Raw genomic sequence first — 17,734 nt, forward strand, 5'->3', positions numbered from 1 at the left:
TAGGGGCGGGCGCGTGGGTAGGGGCGGGCGCGCGGGTAGAGGCACGCGGCGTCAATGGCGGCGTGACCAGTTGCGCGCCGCCGCGACGAAGGTGGTGACCAACTGACGCTGGGCCGCGGTGAATTCGCCGCTGTAGTCCAGTGTGTCGTTGATGGCCCGGTGTTCGAATCTCAGCGAGCAGCAACCGGTCAGATAGCCCTCGAGGTACATGCTGCTGCCGCTGAGCACCATCAGCGCGACGTTGTCGTCGACCGGCGGGTCGATGAGGTGCTGCGGGCTGCCCCGCAGAATCCGAAGCTGGTCATCGACGAATCGGTCCGCTTCCCTGGTGGCGCTCGCTCTGAGAATGCCTGTGCGACCGAGGTAGTCGCAATGCAGTGTGTCGCCGTCGGCGCTCCCGCGTGCCATCAACACTTGTCCGCCCACGATCTGCTCGGCGGCCTGCACACCGGCGCACTCGGCGGCGATGTCCTGTTGGGGCAGAACGAAATCCGTCGGTAGCTGGTTGGCCACGGTCTTGGCCAGGGCGATCACCTGTTGTTGGGTGGCCATCTCGTTCGGTGCACCCAGCAGTGGTGTCCAGGTGACGACGAACTGCGTCGAGCCGTGATCCACGGCAATCGCCGACACCGCCTCCGACTCCGAGCGCAGAAAGAACGCTCTCTCGGAATCGACGGCGACCTCTTGGACACGGGCGCGGCTGCCGCCGATGAGGTCCGCGACTTCGGCAACCGGCCCGCCGATCGGAACGCTCAGTGCGACGCCGCCTAGGTCGTCCTTGGGGCCGTAATGACACGACGCCATGCCTGCCGTGTGGAACTTGGAGTCGTCCAGACGCTTTGTCACCCACATCGTGGGTGTCAGGCGCCGGTAGGTGGCCTGAACGTCAGCGACCGGCAGCGTCGAGCACAGATCGGAGAGCCGGGCCGCCGGTGGGGTCGGCGGTGGCGCACAACCCGCTGTCGCCAGCAACAGCGCGGTCGCCAACGACGGGTATACGGAGCACCGCATATCTCCCATTCTGCGCATCCGGGCCGGGGTCACGGACCGGGTGGGGGAGGGCCTACCACGCGTGCACGCGATTCTGCGCGGGCTCGAGGCCCAGTTCGAGGAGCAATTCGGTGGCGTCGGCCGCCTGCTCGCAGATGGTCGGCACCTCCGCGCGCTCGGTGGCATTGAAGGGCTCGAGCACGAAGGCCGCAGGATCTTTGCGCCCGGGCGGACGGCCGATACCGATCCGGACGCGCTGAAACTCCTTGGTGCCCAGGGCGGCAGCCACCGAGCGCAACCCGTTGTGACCACCTTCGCCGCCGCCCAGCTTGAGCCGGATGCGCCCGAAGTCGAGGTCGAGTTCGTCGTGCAGCACCACGATGTCGGCCGGCGGCACCGAATAGAACTTGGCCAGTGGCCCGACCTGGCGCCCCGACTCGTTCATGTAGCAGCGTGGCTTGGCCAGCACCACCGAGCGCCCGCTCAACCGGCCGGTGCTTATCTCGGCGCCGGAACGCTTGTGCGCCTTGAACTTCGCACCCAGCCGGGCGGCGAGGAGGTCGGCAACCATGAACCCGACGTTGTGCCGGGTGCGGGCGTAGTTCTCGCCCGGGTTGCCCAGGCCGACCACCAGAAGGGGTTCGGCCATGTTGCGCTACTCGGACTCGTCGGAGGCCTCGCCGGCCTCCTCGCCGGCTTCGCCCTCGTCTGTGGCGGCCTCGCCTTCCTCGCCGGCACCCTCTTCGGCGAGGTCCTCGGCCGTCGGCGCCTGCACCACGTTGACCACGAGCAGTTCGGGGTCGGAGACCAGGGTGGTGCCGCGAGGCAGCTCGACCTGGCCGGCGGTGAACTGGGTGCCGGCGGCGGCGCCCTCGATGGACACGGTCAACTGCTCGGGAATCGACAGTGCCTCGGCCTCGACCTCGATCGCGTTGGTCTCCTGGGTGACCAGGGTGTCGGGTCCGGCCTCGCCCTCGATCACAACGCTCACCTCGACGGTGACCTTTTCCCCGCGCTTCACGACAAGCAGGTCGGCGTGCTGGATGGTGCGGCGGATCGGGTGGATCTCCAGCGCTTTGGTCAGCGCGAATTGTTCCTTGCCGGCGATGTTCAGGGTGAGCACGGCGTTGGTGCCCGAGTGGCGCAGCACTGCCGCGAAGTCATGCCCGGGCAACTCGAGGTGTTGCGGGTCGGCGCCGTGGCCGTAGAGGACGGCGGGAATCTTGCCTTCGCGGCGGGCCCGGCGGGATGCGCCCTTGCCGGTCTCGGTACGCACCGTGGCGGTCAGTTGGTTGACTGCAGCTTTAGCCATGTTGTCGCTCCTGTGTGTAGGGCACGGCCAGGGATCGCGACAGAATGCCGGTCTCCGTCGATAACGGTGCTGGTCCTGTGGCCAGCCACCCTCGCCGTGACGCCGAGTCAGGGTATCGCACCGGCGGCTCAGAGCGGAAATTCGGTGCCGGTGAGCTGCTCCGATAATTCCCACAGCGCGCCGGCGGCCTGCATATCGCGGGCCCGCCGGCTTCGGGCGATCGGCTGCGTCCGGCCAAGGTAGCCGAAGCGGGGGCCGACGAAGCTGTCTCCGGGCAGGTCCGCGGACGCGGCGTACAACGTTTGCCGGGCCCCGTAGTCAGCATCAGTCGCGACGATGCGGGTGGCTGTCGACATCACGGCATCGCTGAGTTTGTGCCCGGAGGCGCCCTGCAGGTTGGTGCGCGAGTAGCCAGGGTGAGCGGCCAGGGCGCGCAGCGGCGAACCGACCGCGTCGAGGCGTCGTTGCAGCTCGCTGGTGAACAGCAGGTTGGCCAATTTGGACTGGCTGTAGGCGAGAAACGGCGAGTAGCGGCGGGTCTGGTGGTTAATGTCGGCCAGGTCGATCCGGCCCGGCCAGTGCGCCATCGAGGACACCGTCACCACCCGGTCGGACAGCCGGGGCAGCAACAGGTTGGTCAACGCGAAGTGGCCGAGATGATTGGTGCCGATCTGACTCTCGAATCCGTCGGCGGTCACCGCGTAGGGGACGGCCATGACGCCGGCGTTGTTGATCAGGATGTCGGCGCGGTCGACCGTGTCGGCGAACTGCCGGACGGACGACAGGTCCTGCAGTTCGAGTGCGCGGACCTCCACCAGTCCACTGATCTTCCGCGCCGCATTCTCGCCCTTGGCGGTGTTTCGAACGGCCATGATGACCTTGGCGCCGCGGCCAGCCAGCTCGCGGGCCGTCACCTCACCGAGCCCACTGTTGGCGCCGGTGACGACGACGGTGCGGCCGGCGAATGAGGGTAGGTCGGCCGCTGTCCAGTTGCCCATGGTCGACCACTCTAGGTAGGCCGGCCCAACAACCGTCGAACAGCGGCGGTATCACCCCGTTCGCCGAGGCCGCACTGGCCTGTGGTGACCTGGACGCTGCGCGTCTTTGACGCCGACGGAACTCGACGTGGCGCGCCTGGCGGCTGAAGGAATTGGGCAACAAGGATATTGGCGCGCGGCTGTCATCTCACCGCGAATCGTACGGGTGCAGCTGTTGCAGGAAGTGTTGCAGCGCAACTGATCCGAACGATCACCCGTCGGCGGCCAGATGGTCCGCGCAGTCCACCCGCAGGTCTGACGTCTGCATGGGAAGTCCGTAGTAGCCGCAGCGGTAGGCCCTCGGCTCGGCTGCGGTGACCTCTAACAACACACAGGTGGTGCAGGCTCTGGTCACCGGAAGCAGCTCGGCCGCATGCAACCTGGCCAAAATGTGCAGCAGGCCGTCCAACACGCGTTCACCTTCCTCGCGCTCCATCTTCGAGATCGCGATCTCGGCCCGTGCGCTCCATCGGTAAACGCTGGGGGCAAGAGCCCTGCCTGCCGCAGTGAGTATCAGATGATGGCTTCGGCCGTCGGCGGGATCGCGGCGACGTTCGACCAGGCCTTTGCGGATCAGCGCGCCGATCGCATCACTGATTGTTGGATCGGCGACGTCGAGTTCCCTTGCGAGCACGCTGCTTCGGGCCTGTGGCGGCGGACCCGTATGTAGCCAGCCCAGTACCCGCATCTGGGTGCTCGACAGGTCATGTGCTTCCGCAACCCTGCGGGACAGCACCTGCAAGGCGCCGCCGACGCGGTCGAGGGCCGCGACGATCTTCGCGTCCAGGCTGGGATGGCGATCCCCGTCGGCTCTCAGCGGACCGCTTCTTCCGTGATTGCGGCGCGGCCGAAGCCGCCTCCCCGCGGCGGGGCCATTGTCACCTTCGTCTCCTGGCGTCTGCTCGCTGGGCCACCTCGCTGGATGGTACTGCCGCCGCCAACCCAAGCCTGCGACAGAAAATCAACGTGATCCTAATAGTTAGGATTCCTCGGTAATTCTCCCACACTGCAGGGGAGCATCAGCGCAGATGCGCACACCGTCGAGCCGGCAGCCCACGACCGGCTCCACGACCGATCAGGAATACGCCATGCCCAAACTTTCTCGCAGTGACTGGTATGACCTGGCCCGCGACACCAACTGGAACTTTCGTTACGTCACCGAGGACGAGGTGTTCCCGGAAGAACTGTCGGGATCCCACCGCGTCTCCACCGAAGCCTGGCTGAAGTGGGACGAGCCGTACAAGATCGGCTACCGCGAATACGTGCACAACCAGGTCACCAAGGACACCACCACCTATTCCCTGAAGAACACCATTGGACGTTCAAAGCTGTTCTCGCAGTTGGACCCTGGTTGGAGATCCGTCATCGTCGCTCACTACGGCGCGATCACCATGCCCGAGTACCTCGCTTCGATCGGGGAGGCTCGGATGGGACGGTTCGGCCGGTCCGCCGCGTGGCGCAATACCGCTACCTTCGGCACCCTCGACGAGGTCCGGCACGGTCAGATCCAAGCGTTCTTCCCGTACGGTCTGCTCGACAAGGAACCCCGGGGCGACTGGGCGCTCAAGGCGTTCCACACCAACAACTGGATCGTGCTGGCAGTGCGCTATTTGTTCGACGACATGTTCGTGGCCAACGATGCGACCTCGATCGCGCTGCAGTTGACCTTCACGCTGGAAACCGGTTTCACCAATCTGCAGTTCCTGGGCATGGCCGCGGACGCCATCGACGTCGGCGACCTCGAATTCGGCGCGCTCATCTCTTCGATTCAAACGGACGAGGCCCGGCATGCCCAGCAAGGTGAGCCGACCATCAAGGTGCTCATCGAGAACGGGGAGAAGGAGTGGGGACAGTTCCTCATCGATCACATGTTCTGGCGGTCCTGGCGGATATTCGCGCTGTTGACCGGTCTGTCGATGGACTATTACACCCCGCTGGAGAGTCGTCGGATGAGCTTCAAGGAGTTCATCGAAGACTGGGTGGTCACCCAGTTCGCCGACCAGTTCCGCGACTTCGGGCTCGAACATCCCTGGTACTGGGAAGAATTCATCAACGAGCTGACGTGGTACCACCACGCGATTCATCTCGGGGTGTGGAACTACCGGCCCACCGTGTGGTGGAACCCCGACGCCGGGGTGTCACCCGAAGAACGTCTCTGGCTGGAAGAGAAATACCCCGGCTGGAACCGCGATTTCGGGCGGCACTGGGATGTCATCACCGAGAACGTCCGCAACGGTGACATCGCTGCGACGCTGCCGGAAACGCTGCCGATCACCTGCAATCTTTGCCAGCTGCCGATCGTTCGTGCCGCCGGCGTCATCGTCGGCGCGCACACCGACCCTGCGCCGCTGAGCCACGAACACAACGGCCGCCGATATCTGTTCTGCTCTGAGCCGTGCAAGTGGATCTTCACCCAGCGCCCGGAGCGCTTCGCCGGCCACCAGTCGCTGATCGACCGCGTGCTCTCGGGTGAGATCAGCCCGCCTGACCTCGGCACCGTCTTGGAGTACTTCGGGTTGCCTGCCGAAGAGCAGGGGCAGGACGCCGACAACTACGCCTGGGCCGAGAAGCGCTAGGAGATCATCATGGCATTGCTACCGCTGACCGCGCTGTTCGAGGGCGACATCCTCGAACTGCTCATTCCCGTCGACGACGGCGACACCGTCGAATCGGTCGGGCAACAAATCGCCCACCACGTGGTGGGCCGCCGCGTCGCCCAACGCGACGCACCGATCCGGCTGCGCCACAACGGCATCGCCCTCGACCCAGGTGCGCTGATCGGTGCCTCGGGAGTGGGGCCGCTCGATCATGTGGAGGCCTACTATGCCTAGCGTCACTGTCTGGACGCCGGTCGCCACCATAGACGAACTGTGGGAGGGCGAGGTCGGGGAGTTTTATGCCGGTGACCAGCCGATCCTGTTGGCGCACTTGCGAAATGGGGAGATACGGGCCTACGACGGCAGTTGCCCGCACGCCGGATTCCCGCTGGCCGACGGCGAAGTCGTCGACCAGGTGCTGACCTGCTCCGCGCACAGCTGGGAATTCGACCTGGCCACCGGCGCCGGAGTCAACCCCGACACCTGCCGGCTACGCAGCTACCAGGTCCGCCGGGAGGCCGATCAGATCGCCGTACTGGTCGGAGACGACGCATGACCGCCGCCGACGGCAAGCTGGTCGGGCCCATCGTGCGCGGGTTCGACCCCGACATCGTCAGCGCCTTGACCGAGGCCATCGCCGTCGACAATCCCGACGCCGACGTCACCGTTGACGACCAGGCGGGTTATGTGCGGATACACGCGCCGTGGTTTCTTCGAGTGACCCGGACCAGTCTGGAAGATGCTGCGGGAGAACCTATTCCACTGGCCTCCCTGGAGCCCGCCATTGCGGGCTTTGCCGGCCGGATGCGCTATGTCGGAGACAACGAATTGCATTGGTACCTGGAACGGGAGGACTGACCATGACCACCGCGGCACCGCGCCGGCTGAAGACCTGGAGCGTACTGGGCGACACACGTCGCAAGCCCACCGAGTACGAGGTGGTGACCGGTCGCTTCCATTACCACTACAACCGCCAACCTGCCCCGTTCGATCTCGACCCACACAGCGCCATCAACCAGTGGTACCTCAAACACCGTGAAGGCTCGCCGCTGCAGACCGACGACTGGGAGGGCTTCCGCGATCCCGCCGCGCTGAACTATCGCCGTTACGTCGCTTTGCAGCACGATCGTGAGGTGTATGCCGAGGGCGTCGTCGACCATTACGAGGCGCTCGACCACGATGCCGGTCTGGATCCTTCCTGGGTGGCGGTGTTGGGACGGATCTATGTGCCGGCTCGCTTCGTGCACCACGTGCTGCAACTCTCCGCGCTCTACCTAGGCCAGCTGGCCCCCAGCGCTTACATCACCAACGCGGCCTTCTTTCAGGCGGCCGACGAACTGCGTGCACTGCAGTGGATCGCCTACCGCGCCAAGTCGCTGTCGCTGCAGCACGGAGCCGAACTCGCCAACTCCGAAACCACGCGACGGGTCTGGGAGTTCGACGAGGTATGGCAACCGGCGCGGGAAGCGCTGGAGCGGTTGCTGCTGGCTTATGACTGGGGCGAGGCGTTCGTCGCGCTGAACCTGGTGGTGAAGCCGGCCCTGGATGCCCTGTTCAAGGAGGCGCTGGCAAGCCTCGCCGCGGCGAACGGTGACGGCCTCACGGCAGCGCTGCTGCAAGAGTCCCGTGTGGACACCACCCGCAGCCAAGCATGGAGCGCTGCGCTGGCGAAGTACGCAGTTGCCGGTCGGGCCGTCAACAAGGACGTGATCCTGGGCTGGGCGGCGAACTGGGAACCGTTGGTCGGCAACGCAATCGGCGCACTCGCCGAAGTCTTCACCGACGCGCCGCACGCCCAGACCGTGGACGTCGTGCTCAGTCGCGTCGCGGAGTCGACCGATCGTTTCGGCGGTTCCTGGCGTAGCTGACGCAGGCCGTCCGACTCCCGCCTCGGTGCGACACGGCGGCGCGGCTACTTCTTGGCCACCACGAATCCGCGGATGATCGCCTCCACGTCGTTGCTCTCCGAGACGGCCTGTTCGGCCAGGCTCGTGATGATCAGCTGCACCAGGTACCGCTGGTTGCCCGGCGGCGCCGCGGTGGGGATGACGACTCGGTTCCAACTGCGCATCCGGGCACCCTTGAGTTCATAGGTGCCCTGGACCATGGACGACGGGAAGCCGTTGTAGTCGGCAGTGGAGGCGTCCAACTGGTGGAAGCTGTCCGGAAGGTCGGCGTTGGCGTGCTTGATCGCCTCGGCAGGATTGAAGTCTCCCCGCAGCTTGAACACCATCAGCATGGCCGCCGGATAGCTGTCGCCCTTGGAGATCATCACCGCTTTCGTTGCGCTCTTGGAGTCGACGGCGCGCGGTTTCCAGCCTGGCGGTGTGGGGATCGAGACGACCAGGTCGGTCAGGTCCGTCGGCAGTACCGCGTCGCCGAGCACGCCTTCGTTCTCCAGATACTTCGACAGCGGGACCAGAGGTTCGGCGGGCGTGGGTGAGGTGTTGGCCGTCGACGGCGTGGTCCAGATCGACTGGTAGTCGGCGGTCTTGGGTCCGCAGGCGGCCGTCGACCATGTCAGCGCGGCCCCCACCATGGCAGCCGCGCAGACACGTATCGTCTTGGCCGTCACAGGATCTCGCGCACGGCGTCGATCGGACGGGCCAGCCTGGTGCCCTTCGGTGTGATCACGAAGGGCCGCTCGATCAGGATGGGGTGGTCAACCATGGCATTCAGCAGTTCGTCGTCGCCGGCATCGGCGAGGTCGAGTTCAGCGTAGAGCGGTTCGCGTTTGCGCACCGCCGCACGCACCTCGATGCCCGCATCCCTGATCATGTGCACCAACTCGTCCCGCGCTGGTGGTGTCTTCAAATACTGGACCACCTCTGGTTCAAAACCGTTGTCCCGCAACAACTCCAGCGTCTTGCGCGACGTGCTGCACTTGGGGTTGTGATAGATGACGGTCTTGCCCCCGGTACCCGTCATCTAGGCGTCTCCGTCGAACAGTCCCGTGACGGAGCCGTTCTCGAAGACGGCACGGATGGTGCTGGCCAGCAGCGGCGCAATGGACAGAACGGTGAGCTGCGGGAATCGCTTCTCCTCACCGATGGGCAGGGTGTTGGTCACGATCACCTCGCGCGCACCGCAACCCGCCAGGCGCTCGGCCGCCGGGTCGGACAGCACTCCGTGGGTGGCCGCGATTATCACGTCCTTGGCGCCGTCGTTGTGCAACAGCTTGACTGCCCCGGCGATGGTGCCGCCGGTATCGATCATGTCGTCGATCAGCACACAGGTGCGTCCCTGCACCTCACCGACCACGCGGTTGGACACCACCTGGTTGGGCACCCGCGGGTCGCGGGTCTTGTGGATGAAGGCCAGCGGCACGCCGCCCAGCGCGTCGGCCCACTTCTCGGCGATGCGCACCCGTCCGGAGTCGGGGGAGACCACGACCATGTTGCTGTCGGGATAGTTGTCCCGGATGTAGCCGGTCAACAGGTTCTGCCCCCGCATGTGGTCCACGGGTCCGTCGAAAAAGCCCTGGATCTGATCGGTGTGCAGGTCGACGGTCACGATCCGGTCCGCACCGGCGGTCTTGAGCAGGTCGGCGACCAGACGTGCCGAGATCGGCTCGCGGCCGCGGTGCTTCTTGTCCTGGCGGGCATACGGGTAGAACGGCATGACCGCGGTGATCCGCTTGGCGCTACCCCGCTTGAGCGCGTCGATCATGATCAGCTGTTCCATCAGCCACTGGTTCACCGGCATCGGGCATGACTGCAGCACGAACGCATCGCAGCCGCGGACCGATTCCTGGAAGCGCACGAAGATCTCGCCGTTGGCGAAGTCGCGCGCCGTCTGCGCGGTGACGTGGACGTCGAGTTCTTTGGCTACCTGCTCGGCCAGTTCCGGGTGGGCCCGGCCGCTGAAGAGCATCAGATTTTTGCGGTTATCGGTCCAGTCGTGGCTCACCGGGCTGCCCTCGCCGTGTCGGGATCGAAAGTAAAGGAACGCCTCATCGTAGCGGGGTTACCGAGAAACGAAATCACGGTGTCTCATCGGCTTCGAGGTTGCGGGTGGCGCGATCAGCGGCCTCCGCGGAGGGGGTGCCCGGCCGCTTGCGCTGAACCCAGTTCTCGATGTTGCGCTGCGGGCCGGCCGACACCGCCAGCGCACCCGGTGGGACGTCCTCGCGCACCACGGTTCCGGCGCCGGTGTAGGCGCCGTCGCCGACGGTCACCGGGGCGACGAACATGGTGTCCGAGCCGGTGCGTACATGCGAGCCGATGGTGGTGCGGCTCTTGGTGGTGCCGTCGTAGTTGACGAACACGCTGGACGCGCCGATGTTGCTGTGTTCGCCGATGTCGGCGTCGCCGACGTAGCTCAAGTGCGGCACCTTGCTTCCGCTGCCGATGGTGGCGTTCTTGGTTTCCACGAAGGCGCCGAGTTTGCCCTGTGCACCGAGAACGGTTCCGGGCCGCAGGAATGTGAAGGGTCCGACGGTGGCGCCGTCGCCGATGGTCGCCGACGTGCCGTGGGTACGGCAGATGGTGGCGTTGTCACCGACGCTGACGTCGGTCAGGGTGGTGTCGGGCCCGACCCCGCAGTGAGCGCCGATGCGGGTGCGGCCCAGCAGCTGAGTGCCCGGGTGGATGACGGTGTCACGACCGATCGTCACGTCCACGTCGATCCAGGTCGATGCGGGGTCGATCACGGTGACACCGGCCAGTTGGTGGGTGGCCACGATCCGGCGGTTGAGTTCGGCGCCCAGCTCGGCGAGCTGGACCCGGTTGTTGACGCCGGCAACCACGGCGCTGTCTTCGATGTGCTGGGCGCTGACGGTGTGGCCGTCGCGGCGCAGGATCGCGACGACGTCGGTGAGATAGAGCTCCTGCTGGGCGTTGTTGGAGCTCAATCTGCTCAGCGCGGACCGGAGTGGGCCGACGTCGAAGGCATAGACGCCGGTGTTGACCTCACGGATCCCGCGCTGGGAGGGCGTCGCGTCGGTCTGCTCGACGATCGCCATGACCTCGTTGTCCTGGGTGCGCAGGATGCGGCCGTACCCGTGCGGATCGTCAAGCGTGGTGGTGAGCACGGTGACGGCGGCTCCCTGACCCTGCCCGGCGGCGCTGTGTGTGGCGATCAGGTCGGCAAGAGTATCGGCGTCCAGCAGCGGGGTGTCGCCCGCCGCGACGACGACGATGCCGGCGTAGTCCGCCGGCAGAGCGGACAGGCCGCACAACACCGCGTCACCGGTGCCCCTGGGCTTGTCCTGCAATGCGACGTCGATGGTCCGGCCCAGATCCTCGGCCAGTTCGGCGACCAGTGGCGAGATGCGCTGGTGGTCATGGCCCAGCACAACGACGAGATGTTGAGGCGCGAGCTTGGTCATCGCGTGGAGGGAGTGCGACAACATGCTGCGCCCGCCGAGGGAGTGCAGCACCTTGGGCGTGTCCGACCTCATCCGGGTGCCGGGCCCGGCCGCGAGGACCAGAACCGCGGTGTCACCACGAGAACTCATCAACTCTCCTCAAGTTTCGCCTGGCGAGCGTGCGCACCTGCACGCCGACACGCCGTTAAGAGTGGCATTTAGGGCACGCTCGCGGCAAAAAGCGGCTTCAGCGGCATATGAGCGAAGCTCCGTCGCCAGGACTCGAACCTGAACTATCTGAACCAAAATCAGAGGTGCTGCCGATTACACCACGACGGATTGCTCCTGAGACTTTAGTCTGCCGCGTGGAGTGTGCGTCTACTGCGCTGGCTGTGCGCCCACTGCGGCCCCAATAGCGATTTCACCGCCGTGCACGCACCCGCAGATCCATCAGTGCACACTGGCTACACCCCTATACCCTGAGCACGTGGCTGAACCGGATAAGGGCCCGGACAAGGAAGCACGCACGCCGCGCGCCCGAATGACCGGCAGCGAGCGCCGGCGCCAACTCATCGGCATTGCCCGATCGCTGTTTGCCGAACGGGGCTACGAGGGCACCTCGATCGAGGAGATCGCCCAGCGCGCCAGCGTGTCCAAACCCGTCGTCTACGAGCATTTCGGCGGCAAGGAGGGGTTGTACGCGGTCGTGGTGGACCGGGAGATGTCGGCGCTGCTGGACGGCATCACCTCGTCTCTGACCAACAACCGGTCCCGGGTGCGGGTGGAGCGGGTGGCGTTGGCCCTGCTCACCTACGTCGAAGAGCGAACCGACGGGTTCCGAATCATGATCCGCGACTCGCCGGCCGCGATCAGCTCCGGCACGTATTCCAGCCTGCTCAACGATGCCGTCAGCCAGGTCAGCTCGATCCTCGCCGGGGATTTTGCGCGCCGCGGACTGGATCCCGACCTGGCGCCGCTGTACGCCCAGGCGCTGGTGGGCTCGGTGTCGATGACGGCCCAGTGGTGGCTGGACACGCGGGAGCCGAAGAAGGAAGTGGTCGCCGCGCACCTGGTCAATCTGATGTGGAACGGCCTGACCCACCTGGAGGCCGATCCGCAGCTACGGGACGAGTAGGTGCGCACGCATGCAAGAACTTCGCAAGCGCCTGCTGTTGTGATTGGTAGCAGCCCGAGCCGTGTGCACTTGTGTATCAACCCGAACGAAAGGCTGATCAATGCGTTCCCTGTTTGCCGCGCTGTCCACTGGTCTGACCGGCCTCGCGATCACCCTGCTGGTTTCACTGGGCTTGACCCTTTCGCCGCCGGCCCACGCCGACCAGGGCAACTGCCCGCGTTTGCAGGCCTGCACCACCTGGTGCCCCGGTGACCCCAACCCGGCGGGCCGGCCGGTGCCGTGGGACGGCAATGTGTGCCACGACTACTACTGGGACTCCTACGGCGTCCACGACGTCGGCACCGGCGCCTTCTACTCGTGGGCGACGATGCCCTGGTAGCTCGGTCCGTCAGCCCGTTGACTCTGCGTCTGGGCGCGAAAGTTCGAGTAGGTAGCGCCCTGGGCGCAGGGTCGAATGGCGACTTCCGGTGGGAGGTAACTCACCAGCCGGGGTGGGAATCGCCGACTTTGCCCGCCCTAGAATGGGGCACACCATGACCGCACCGGGGACTGCGAGCCCAGACACCCCGATCGCGGGGCTCGTCGAATTGGCGCTCACTGCGCCGACATTTCAACAGCTCATCGAGCGTGCCTCCGATCGACCCGAAGAATTGCCGCTGGTCGGACCTGCCGGCGCGCGCCTTTTCGTGGCCAGTGCGTTGGCCCGGCATGGGGCGTTGTTGGTGGTCACCGCGACCGGGCGGGAAGCCGACGACCTGACCAGCGAACTGCGCGGCGTCTTCGGCGACGCGGCGGCGGTCTTTCCGTCCTGGGAAACGCTGCCGCACGAGCGGCTCTCGCCCGGCATCGACACCGTCGGGACTCGGATGATGGTGCTGCGCCGGCTGGCCCATCCCGACGACAGTCGGCTGGGGCCGCCGCTGCGGGTCGTGGTAACGGCGGTCCGCTCCCTGCTGCAACCCATGGCACCACAACTCGGCCTGCAGGAACCGCTGACTCTCGCCGTCGGCGACGAAGTGCCGTTCGAGGACGTGGTCAAGCGGCTCGTCGAGCTCGCATACACCAGGGTCGACATGGTCGGACGGCGCGGCGAGTTCGCCGTGCGCGGTGGCATCCTGGACGTCTTCGCCCCTACCGCCGAGCATCCGGTCCGGGTCGAGTTCTGGGGCGACGAGGTCACCGAGATGCGGATGTTCTCGGTCGCCGACCAGCGCTCTATTCCCGAGATCCATGTCGACAGGCTGCTCGCGGTCGCCTGCCGCGAACTGCTGCTCACCGAGGATGTCCGGGCCCGCGCGGCCGAACTGGCCGGGCAGCATCCCGCATCCGAGAACACGGTCACCGGCAGCATCATCGACATGCTGGCCAAGTTGGCCGAGGGGATCCCGGTCGAGGGTATGGAGGCGCTGTTGCCGGTGCTCCGCCCGGACGACCACGCGCTGCTCACCGATCAGCTGGCCCAGGGAACTCCGGTGCTGGTCTGCGACCCGGAGAAGGTGCGCACCCGCGCCGCCGACCTGATCAAGACCGGCCGGGAGTTCCTGGAAGCGTCATGGTCGGTCGCGGCACTGGGCACCGACGCCCCGGTCGACGTCGAACAACTGGGCGGGTCGGGCTTCGCCGAACTCGACGAGGTGCGGGAGGCGGCCCGCGGGGCCGGGCATCCGTGGTGGACGCTGAGTCAGCTTTCCGACGAGTCGGCGGTCGAACTCGAGATCCGATCTGCCCCGTCCGCGCGGGGGCACCAACACGACATAGACGGCATCTTCGCGATGCTGCGCGCGCACGTGGCGACCAGCGGATACGCGGCCATGGTGGCTCCCGGCACCGGAACCGCGCATCGCATGGTCGAGCGACTGGCCGAATCCGATATCCCCGCCGGCATGGTGGACCCGGGCCAGACGCTCAAGCCCGGCGTCGTCGGCGTCTTGCGCGGTCCGCTGCACGAAGGCGTCGTCGTCCCGGGTGCCAACCTGGTGGTCATCACCGAGGCCGACCTCACGGGCAGCCGGGCCGCCGCCGGCGAGGGCAAGCGGCTGGCGGCCAAGCGGCGCAACACCGTCGACCCGCTGGCGCTGACCGCCGGTGACCTGATGGTCCACGACCAGCACGGCATCGGCCGGTTTGTGGAGATGGTGGAACGCACGGTCGGCGGCGCGCGCCGCGAGTACCTGGTGCTGGAATACGCCTCGTCAAAAAGGGGCAGCGGCGGCCAGAACACAGACAAGCTGTATGTGCCGATGGACTCCCTGGACCAGTTGTCACGCTATGTCGGAGGCCAAGCGCCGGCACTGAGCAAACTCGGCGGCAGCGACTGGACCAACACCAAGACCAAGGCCCGCCGCGCCGTGCGCGAGATCGCCGGTGAGCTGGTGGCGTTGTACGCGAAACGGCAGGCCAGCCCGGGACATGCCTTCGCGCCCGACACGCCCTGGCAGGCTGAGATGGAGGACGCATTCGGCTTCACCGAGACCATCGATCAGCTCACCGCGATCACCGAGGTCAAGTCGGACATGGAGAAGCCGGTCCCGATGGACCGGGTGATCTGCGGCGACGTCGGCTACGGCAAGACCGAGATCGGGGTGCGGGCAGCGTTCAAGGCGGTGCAGGACGGCAAGCAGGTGGCCGTGCTGGTGCCGACCACGCTGCTGGCGGACCAGCATCTGCAGACTTTCACCGACCGGATGGCCGGCTTCCCGGTGACGGTGAAGGGCTTGTCCCGGTTCACCGATCCGGCGGAGTCCCGCAAGGTGATCGAGGGCATGGCCGACGGATCGGTCGACATCGTGATCGGCACCCACCGGCTGCTGCAGACCGGGGTGCGCTGGAAAGACCTCGGCTTGGTGATCGTCGACGAGGAACAGCGCTTCGGGGTCGAGCACAAGGAACACATCAAGGCGCTGCGCAGCCACGTCGACGTGCTGACCATGAGCGCCACCCCGATACCGCGCACCCTGGAGATGAGTCTGGCCGGTATCCGCGAGATGTCGACGATCCTGACCCCGCCCGAAGAACGCTACCCGGTGCTGACCTATGTCGGCCCGCACGACGACAAGCAGATCGCCGCCGCCCTGCGACGCGAATTGCTGCGCGACGGGCAGGCCTTCTACGTGCACAACCGGGTCAGCTCGATCGACCGTGCGGCCGCCCACGTCCGTGAGCTCGTTCCCGAAGCCCGCGTGGTCGTGGCACACGGACAGATGCCCGAAGAACTGCTGGAGCGAACCGTCCAGGGGTTCTGGAACCGCGAATACGACATCCTGGTCTGCACCACGATCGTGGAAACCGGCCTGGACATCTCCAACGCCAACACGCTGATCGTGGAACGGGCTGACACCTTCGGCCTCTCCCAGCTGCATCAGTTGCGTGGCCGGGTGGGCCGCAGCCGCGAGCGCGGCTACGCCTACTTCCTCTACCCGCAGAACGCGCCGCTGACCGAGACGGCCTACGACCGGTTGGCGACAATCGCCCAGAACAACGAGCTGGGGGCCGGCATGGCGGTGGCGCTCAAGGACCTCGAGATCCGCGGCGCCGGCAACGTGCTCGGTGTCGAGCAATCCGGGCACGTCGCCGGGGTCGGGTTCGATCTGTACGTACGGCTGGTCGGTGAGGCCGTGGAGGCCTACCGGGCCGCGGCGGACGGTCAGACGGTGACCACGCCGGAGGAGCCGAAGGACGTGCGCATCGACCTGCCGGTCGATGCGCACCTGCCGCCGGACTACATCGCCAGCGACCGGCTTCGGTTGGAGGGTTACCGCCGGCTGGCCGCCGCCACTTCCGACAGCGACATCGCCGCCGTTATTGAAGAGCTGATCGACCGGTACGGTCCGCTGCCCGAGCCTGCCGAACGGCTGGTGGCCGTGGCGCGGCTGCGGTTGCTGTGCAAGGCCTCCGGGATCACCGAGGTCAGCACCGCTTCGGCGACTTCGGTGCGACTTTCGCCGTTGACGTTGCCGGACTCCGCACAGGTTCGCCTGGCGCGGATGTACCCGGGCGGCCGCTACCGGGCGACGACGTCGACGGTGCAGGTTCCCATCCCGCGCGCTGGCGGTATCGGCGCCGGGCACATCCGCGACGTCGAACTGGTGCAGATGGTTGCCGATCTGGTGACTGCGCTGGCTGGGAAACCGCAGCAAGATGTTGGTATGACGAACACGCCGGTGAAGGAGCGACGGGCCCGATGATTGTCGTCCTGGTCGATCCTCGACGACCGGCCCTGGTGCCGGTGGAGGCCATCGAGTTGCTGTCCGGGCCGGTGCAGTACACCGAGGAGATGCCGATTGCGGTGCCCTGGTCGCTGCCTGACGCCCATCCGGCTCACACCGGTGAAGATGCGCCGGTGTTGTTGTCGTCGGATCCCAACCATCCCGCCGTCACCGCCCGGCTGGCCGCTGGTGCGCGGCTGATCGCGGCGCCGGAGCGTCAGCGCGGCGAGCGATTGATCGACGCCGTCGCCATGATGGACAAGCTGCGCACCGCGGGCCCGTGGGAGAGCGAACAGACTCATGACTCGCTGCGCCGGTACCTGCTGGAGGAGACCTATGAGCTGCTGGACGCGGTGCACAGCGGCAATGTCGAGCAACTGCGCGAAGAGCTCGGCGACCTGTTGCTTCAGGTGCTGTTCCACGCCCGCATTGCCGAAGACGCGGCGCTGCTTCCGTTCACCATTGACGACGTCGCCGACGCGCTGATGCGAAAACTCGGCAACCGGGTGCCGGGAGTGCTTGCTGGCGAATCGATTTCGCTGCAGGATCAGCTGGCCCAGTGGGAGGAGGCCAAGGCTTCGGAGCGGTTGCAGAAGTCGCGGAATTCGGTGCTCGACGACGTGCACACGGGTCAGCCGGCTTTGGCGCTGGCTCAGAAGGTGATTCAACGTGTGCGCCAAGCCGGCCTGCCCGACGAGTTCATTCCCGAAGAGCTCACCACGATCACGCTGTCGGCCGACATCGATGCGGAAAACACGCTGCGCGCAGCCGTATTGGACTTCGTCGAACTGGTCCGCGGTGTCGAGAAGGCGATCGCCGCCACCCGCCGCGGTGACAGCGTCGCCGAAGAACTCGATATGACGCCGTTGGGCTTCGTCACCGAGGAGGAGTGGCGCGCACACTGGCCGTCCGGCGAGTCGAGTTTGCCGGAGGGGGACTTCGAGGAGGAATCCCAGGCCGCCGAGGACCTGCCCGGGTTCACCAAGTCGCGCCCGAAGAAGCGCAAGGGACGCCGCTGAGCGTTTTAGCCACGATTTCAACAACTCGAAGAAGCTGCAGCTATTCGGCTAATAGTCTAAGCGGATCTGTGTGCTGGACGGCTCGGCGAGCGGGGTAGGAACCGAACCCGTGGGACGATGGCGTTGGCCGG

Annotated in this window: 18 protein-coding genes and 1 tRNA gene; 9 read left to right on the forward strand and 10 right to left on the reverse strand. The window is 66.4% G+C overall.

Annotated elements, in window-relative coordinates:
• Positions 1-51: 51 nt before the first annotated feature.
• The 5 genes from AC5Y7D_RS17215 to AC5Y7D_RS17235 all read right to left on the reverse strand — a co-directional run bounded on the left by AC5Y7D_RS17215 (position 52) and on the right by AC5Y7D_RS17235 (position 4,075).
• Positions 52-1,011, reverse strand: a complete 960-nt coding sequence (locus tag AC5Y7D_RS17215) for a hypothetical protein (protein ID WP_499926072.1) — start codon at positions 1,009-1,011, stop codon at positions 52-54.
• 52 nt (positions 1,012-1,063) lie between these two features.
• Positions 1,064-1,639, reverse strand: a complete 576-nt coding sequence (gene pth / locus AC5Y7D_RS17220) for an aminoacyl-tRNA hydrolase (RefSeq protein ID WP_499926074.1) — start codon at positions 1,637-1,639, stop codon at positions 1,064-1,066.
• A 6-nt stretch (positions 1,640-1,645) separates the two neighbouring features.
• Positions 1,646-2,302, reverse strand: coding sequence for a 50S ribosomal protein L25/general stress protein Ctc (locus AC5Y7D_RS17225; RefSeq protein ID WP_499926076.1), 657 nt, complete (start codon positions 2,300-2,302; stop codon positions 1,646-1,648).
• A 128-nt stretch (positions 2,303-2,430) separates the two neighbouring features.
• On the reverse strand, positions 2,431-3,300 hold the full coding sequence (locus AC5Y7D_RS17230) for an oxidoreductase (RefSeq protein ID WP_499926078.1): 870 nt from the start codon (positions 3,298-3,300) through the stop codon (positions 2,431-2,433).
• Positions 3,301-3,550: 250 nt separating this feature from the next.
• Positions 3,551-4,075: a MarR family winged helix-turn-helix transcriptional regulator gene (locus AC5Y7D_RS17235; protein ID WP_499926278.1), complete on the reverse strand. Its 525-nt coding sequence runs from the start codon at positions 4,073-4,075 to the stop codon at positions 3,551-3,553.
• A 352-nt stretch (positions 4,076-4,427) separates the two neighbouring features.
• Between AC5Y7D_RS17235 and AC5Y7D_RS17240 the strand changes: the two genes are divergently transcribed.
• From AC5Y7D_RS17240 to AC5Y7D_RS17260, 5 genes are read left to right on the forward strand one after another with little or no spacing between them, the layout of a single operon-like run.
• Complete coding sequence (locus tag AC5Y7D_RS17240) at positions 4,428-5,915, forward strand: aromatic/alkene/methane monooxygenase hydroxylase/oxygenase subunit alpha (RefSeq protein WP_499926079.1); 1,488 nt, start codon at positions 4,428-4,430, stop codon at positions 5,913-5,915.
• A gap of 9 nt (positions 5,916-5,924) precedes the next feature.
• A complete protein-coding gene (locus tag AC5Y7D_RS17245) occupies positions 5,925-6,170 on the forward strand; it encodes a toluene-4-monooxygenase system B family protein (protein WP_499926081.1) in 246 nt (81 codons plus the stop codon).
• Positions 6,163-6,492, forward strand: coding sequence for a Rieske 2Fe-2S domain-containing protein (locus AC5Y7D_RS17250; protein WP_499926083.1), 330 nt, complete (start codon positions 6,163-6,165; stop codon positions 6,490-6,492). Before AC5Y7D_RS17245 ends, AC5Y7D_RS17250 begins: the two co-directional genes overlap by 8 nt.
• The gene (locus AC5Y7D_RS17255) at positions 6,489-6,794 is read left to right on the forward strand and encodes an MmoB/DmpM family protein (protein WP_499926085.1); all 306 of its coding nucleotides are present in this window, start codon (positions 6,489-6,491) and stop codon (positions 6,792-6,794) included. The genes AC5Y7D_RS17250 and AC5Y7D_RS17255 overlap by 4 nt, the downstream gene beginning before the upstream one ends.
• A gap of 2 nt (positions 6,795-6,796) precedes the next feature.
• Positions 6,797-7,804 carry an aromatic/alkene monooxygenase hydroxylase subunit beta gene (locus AC5Y7D_RS17260; protein ID WP_499926087.1) on the forward strand — a complete coding sequence of 336 codons (1,008 nt, stop codon included), beginning with the start codon at positions 6,797-6,799 and terminating at the stop codon, positions 7,802-7,804.
• A 44-nt stretch (positions 7,805-7,848) separates the two neighbouring features.
• On the opposite strand, the gene AC5Y7D_RS17265 is transcribed toward AC5Y7D_RS17260, so the two are convergent.
• From AC5Y7D_RS17265 to AC5Y7D_RS17285, 5 genes are all read right to left on the reverse strand, one after another.
• Positions 7,849-8,475: an LpqN/LpqT family lipoprotein gene (locus tag AC5Y7D_RS17265; protein WP_499926280.1), complete on the reverse strand. Its 627-nt coding sequence runs from the start codon at positions 8,473-8,475 to the stop codon at positions 7,849-7,851.
• Positions 8,476-8,507: 32 nt separating this feature from the next.
• Positions 8,508-8,864, reverse strand: coding sequence for an arsenate reductase (glutaredoxin) (gene arsC / locus AC5Y7D_RS17270; protein ID WP_499926089.1), 357 nt, complete (start codon positions 8,862-8,864; stop codon positions 8,508-8,510).
• A complete protein-coding gene (locus AC5Y7D_RS17275; protein WP_499926090.1) occupies positions 8,865-9,845 on the reverse strand; it encodes a ribose-phosphate diphosphokinase in 981 nt (326 codons plus the stop codon).
• A gap of 73 nt (positions 9,846-9,918) precedes the next feature.
• Positions 9,919-11,394, reverse strand: coding sequence for a bifunctional UDP-N-acetylglucosamine diphosphorylase/glucosamine-1-phosphate N-acetyltransferase GlmU (gene glmU / locus AC5Y7D_RS17280; RefSeq protein WP_499926092.1), 1,476 nt, complete (start codon positions 11,392-11,394; stop codon positions 9,919-9,921).
• Between the two features lie 117 nt (positions 11,395-11,511).
• Positions 11,512-11,583 (reverse strand) — tRNA-Gln (locus tag AC5Y7D_RS17285).
• A gap of 202 nt (positions 11,584-11,785) precedes the next feature.
• Here AC5Y7D_RS17285 and AC5Y7D_RS17290 point away from each other — a divergent pair.
• The 4 genes from AC5Y7D_RS17290 (at position 11,786) to AC5Y7D_RS17305 (ending at position 17,603) form a co-directional block, all read left to right on the forward strand.
• Positions 11,786-12,379 carry a TetR/AcrR family transcriptional regulator gene (locus tag AC5Y7D_RS17290; protein WP_499926282.1) on the forward strand — a complete coding sequence of 198 codons (594 nt, stop codon included), beginning with the start codon at positions 11,786-11,788 and terminating at the stop codon, positions 12,377-12,379.
• 100 nt (positions 12,380-12,479) lie between these two features.
• Positions 12,480-12,758 (forward strand): hypothetical protein, encoded by a 279-nt coding sequence (locus tag AC5Y7D_RS17295; protein WP_499926094.1) that lies wholly within the window; start codon positions 12,480-12,482, stop codon positions 12,756-12,758.
• Positions 12,759-12,912: 154 nt separating this feature from the next.
• Positions 12,913-16,563 carry a transcription-repair coupling factor gene (mfd, locus tag AC5Y7D_RS17300; protein WP_499926096.1) on the forward strand — a complete coding sequence of 1,217 codons (3,651 nt, stop codon included), beginning with the start codon at positions 12,913-12,915 and terminating at the stop codon, positions 16,561-16,563.
• A complete protein-coding gene (locus AC5Y7D_RS17305; protein WP_499926098.1) occupies positions 16,560-17,603 on the forward strand; it encodes a nucleoside triphosphate pyrophosphohydrolase in 1,044 nt (347 codons plus the stop codon). The genes mfd and AC5Y7D_RS17305 overlap by 4 nt, the downstream gene beginning before the upstream one ends.
• The last annotated feature ends 131 nt before the right edge of the window (positions 17,604-17,734 follow it).

It is taken from the genome of Mycobacterium sp. NGS49 (genome assembly GCF_059812565.1).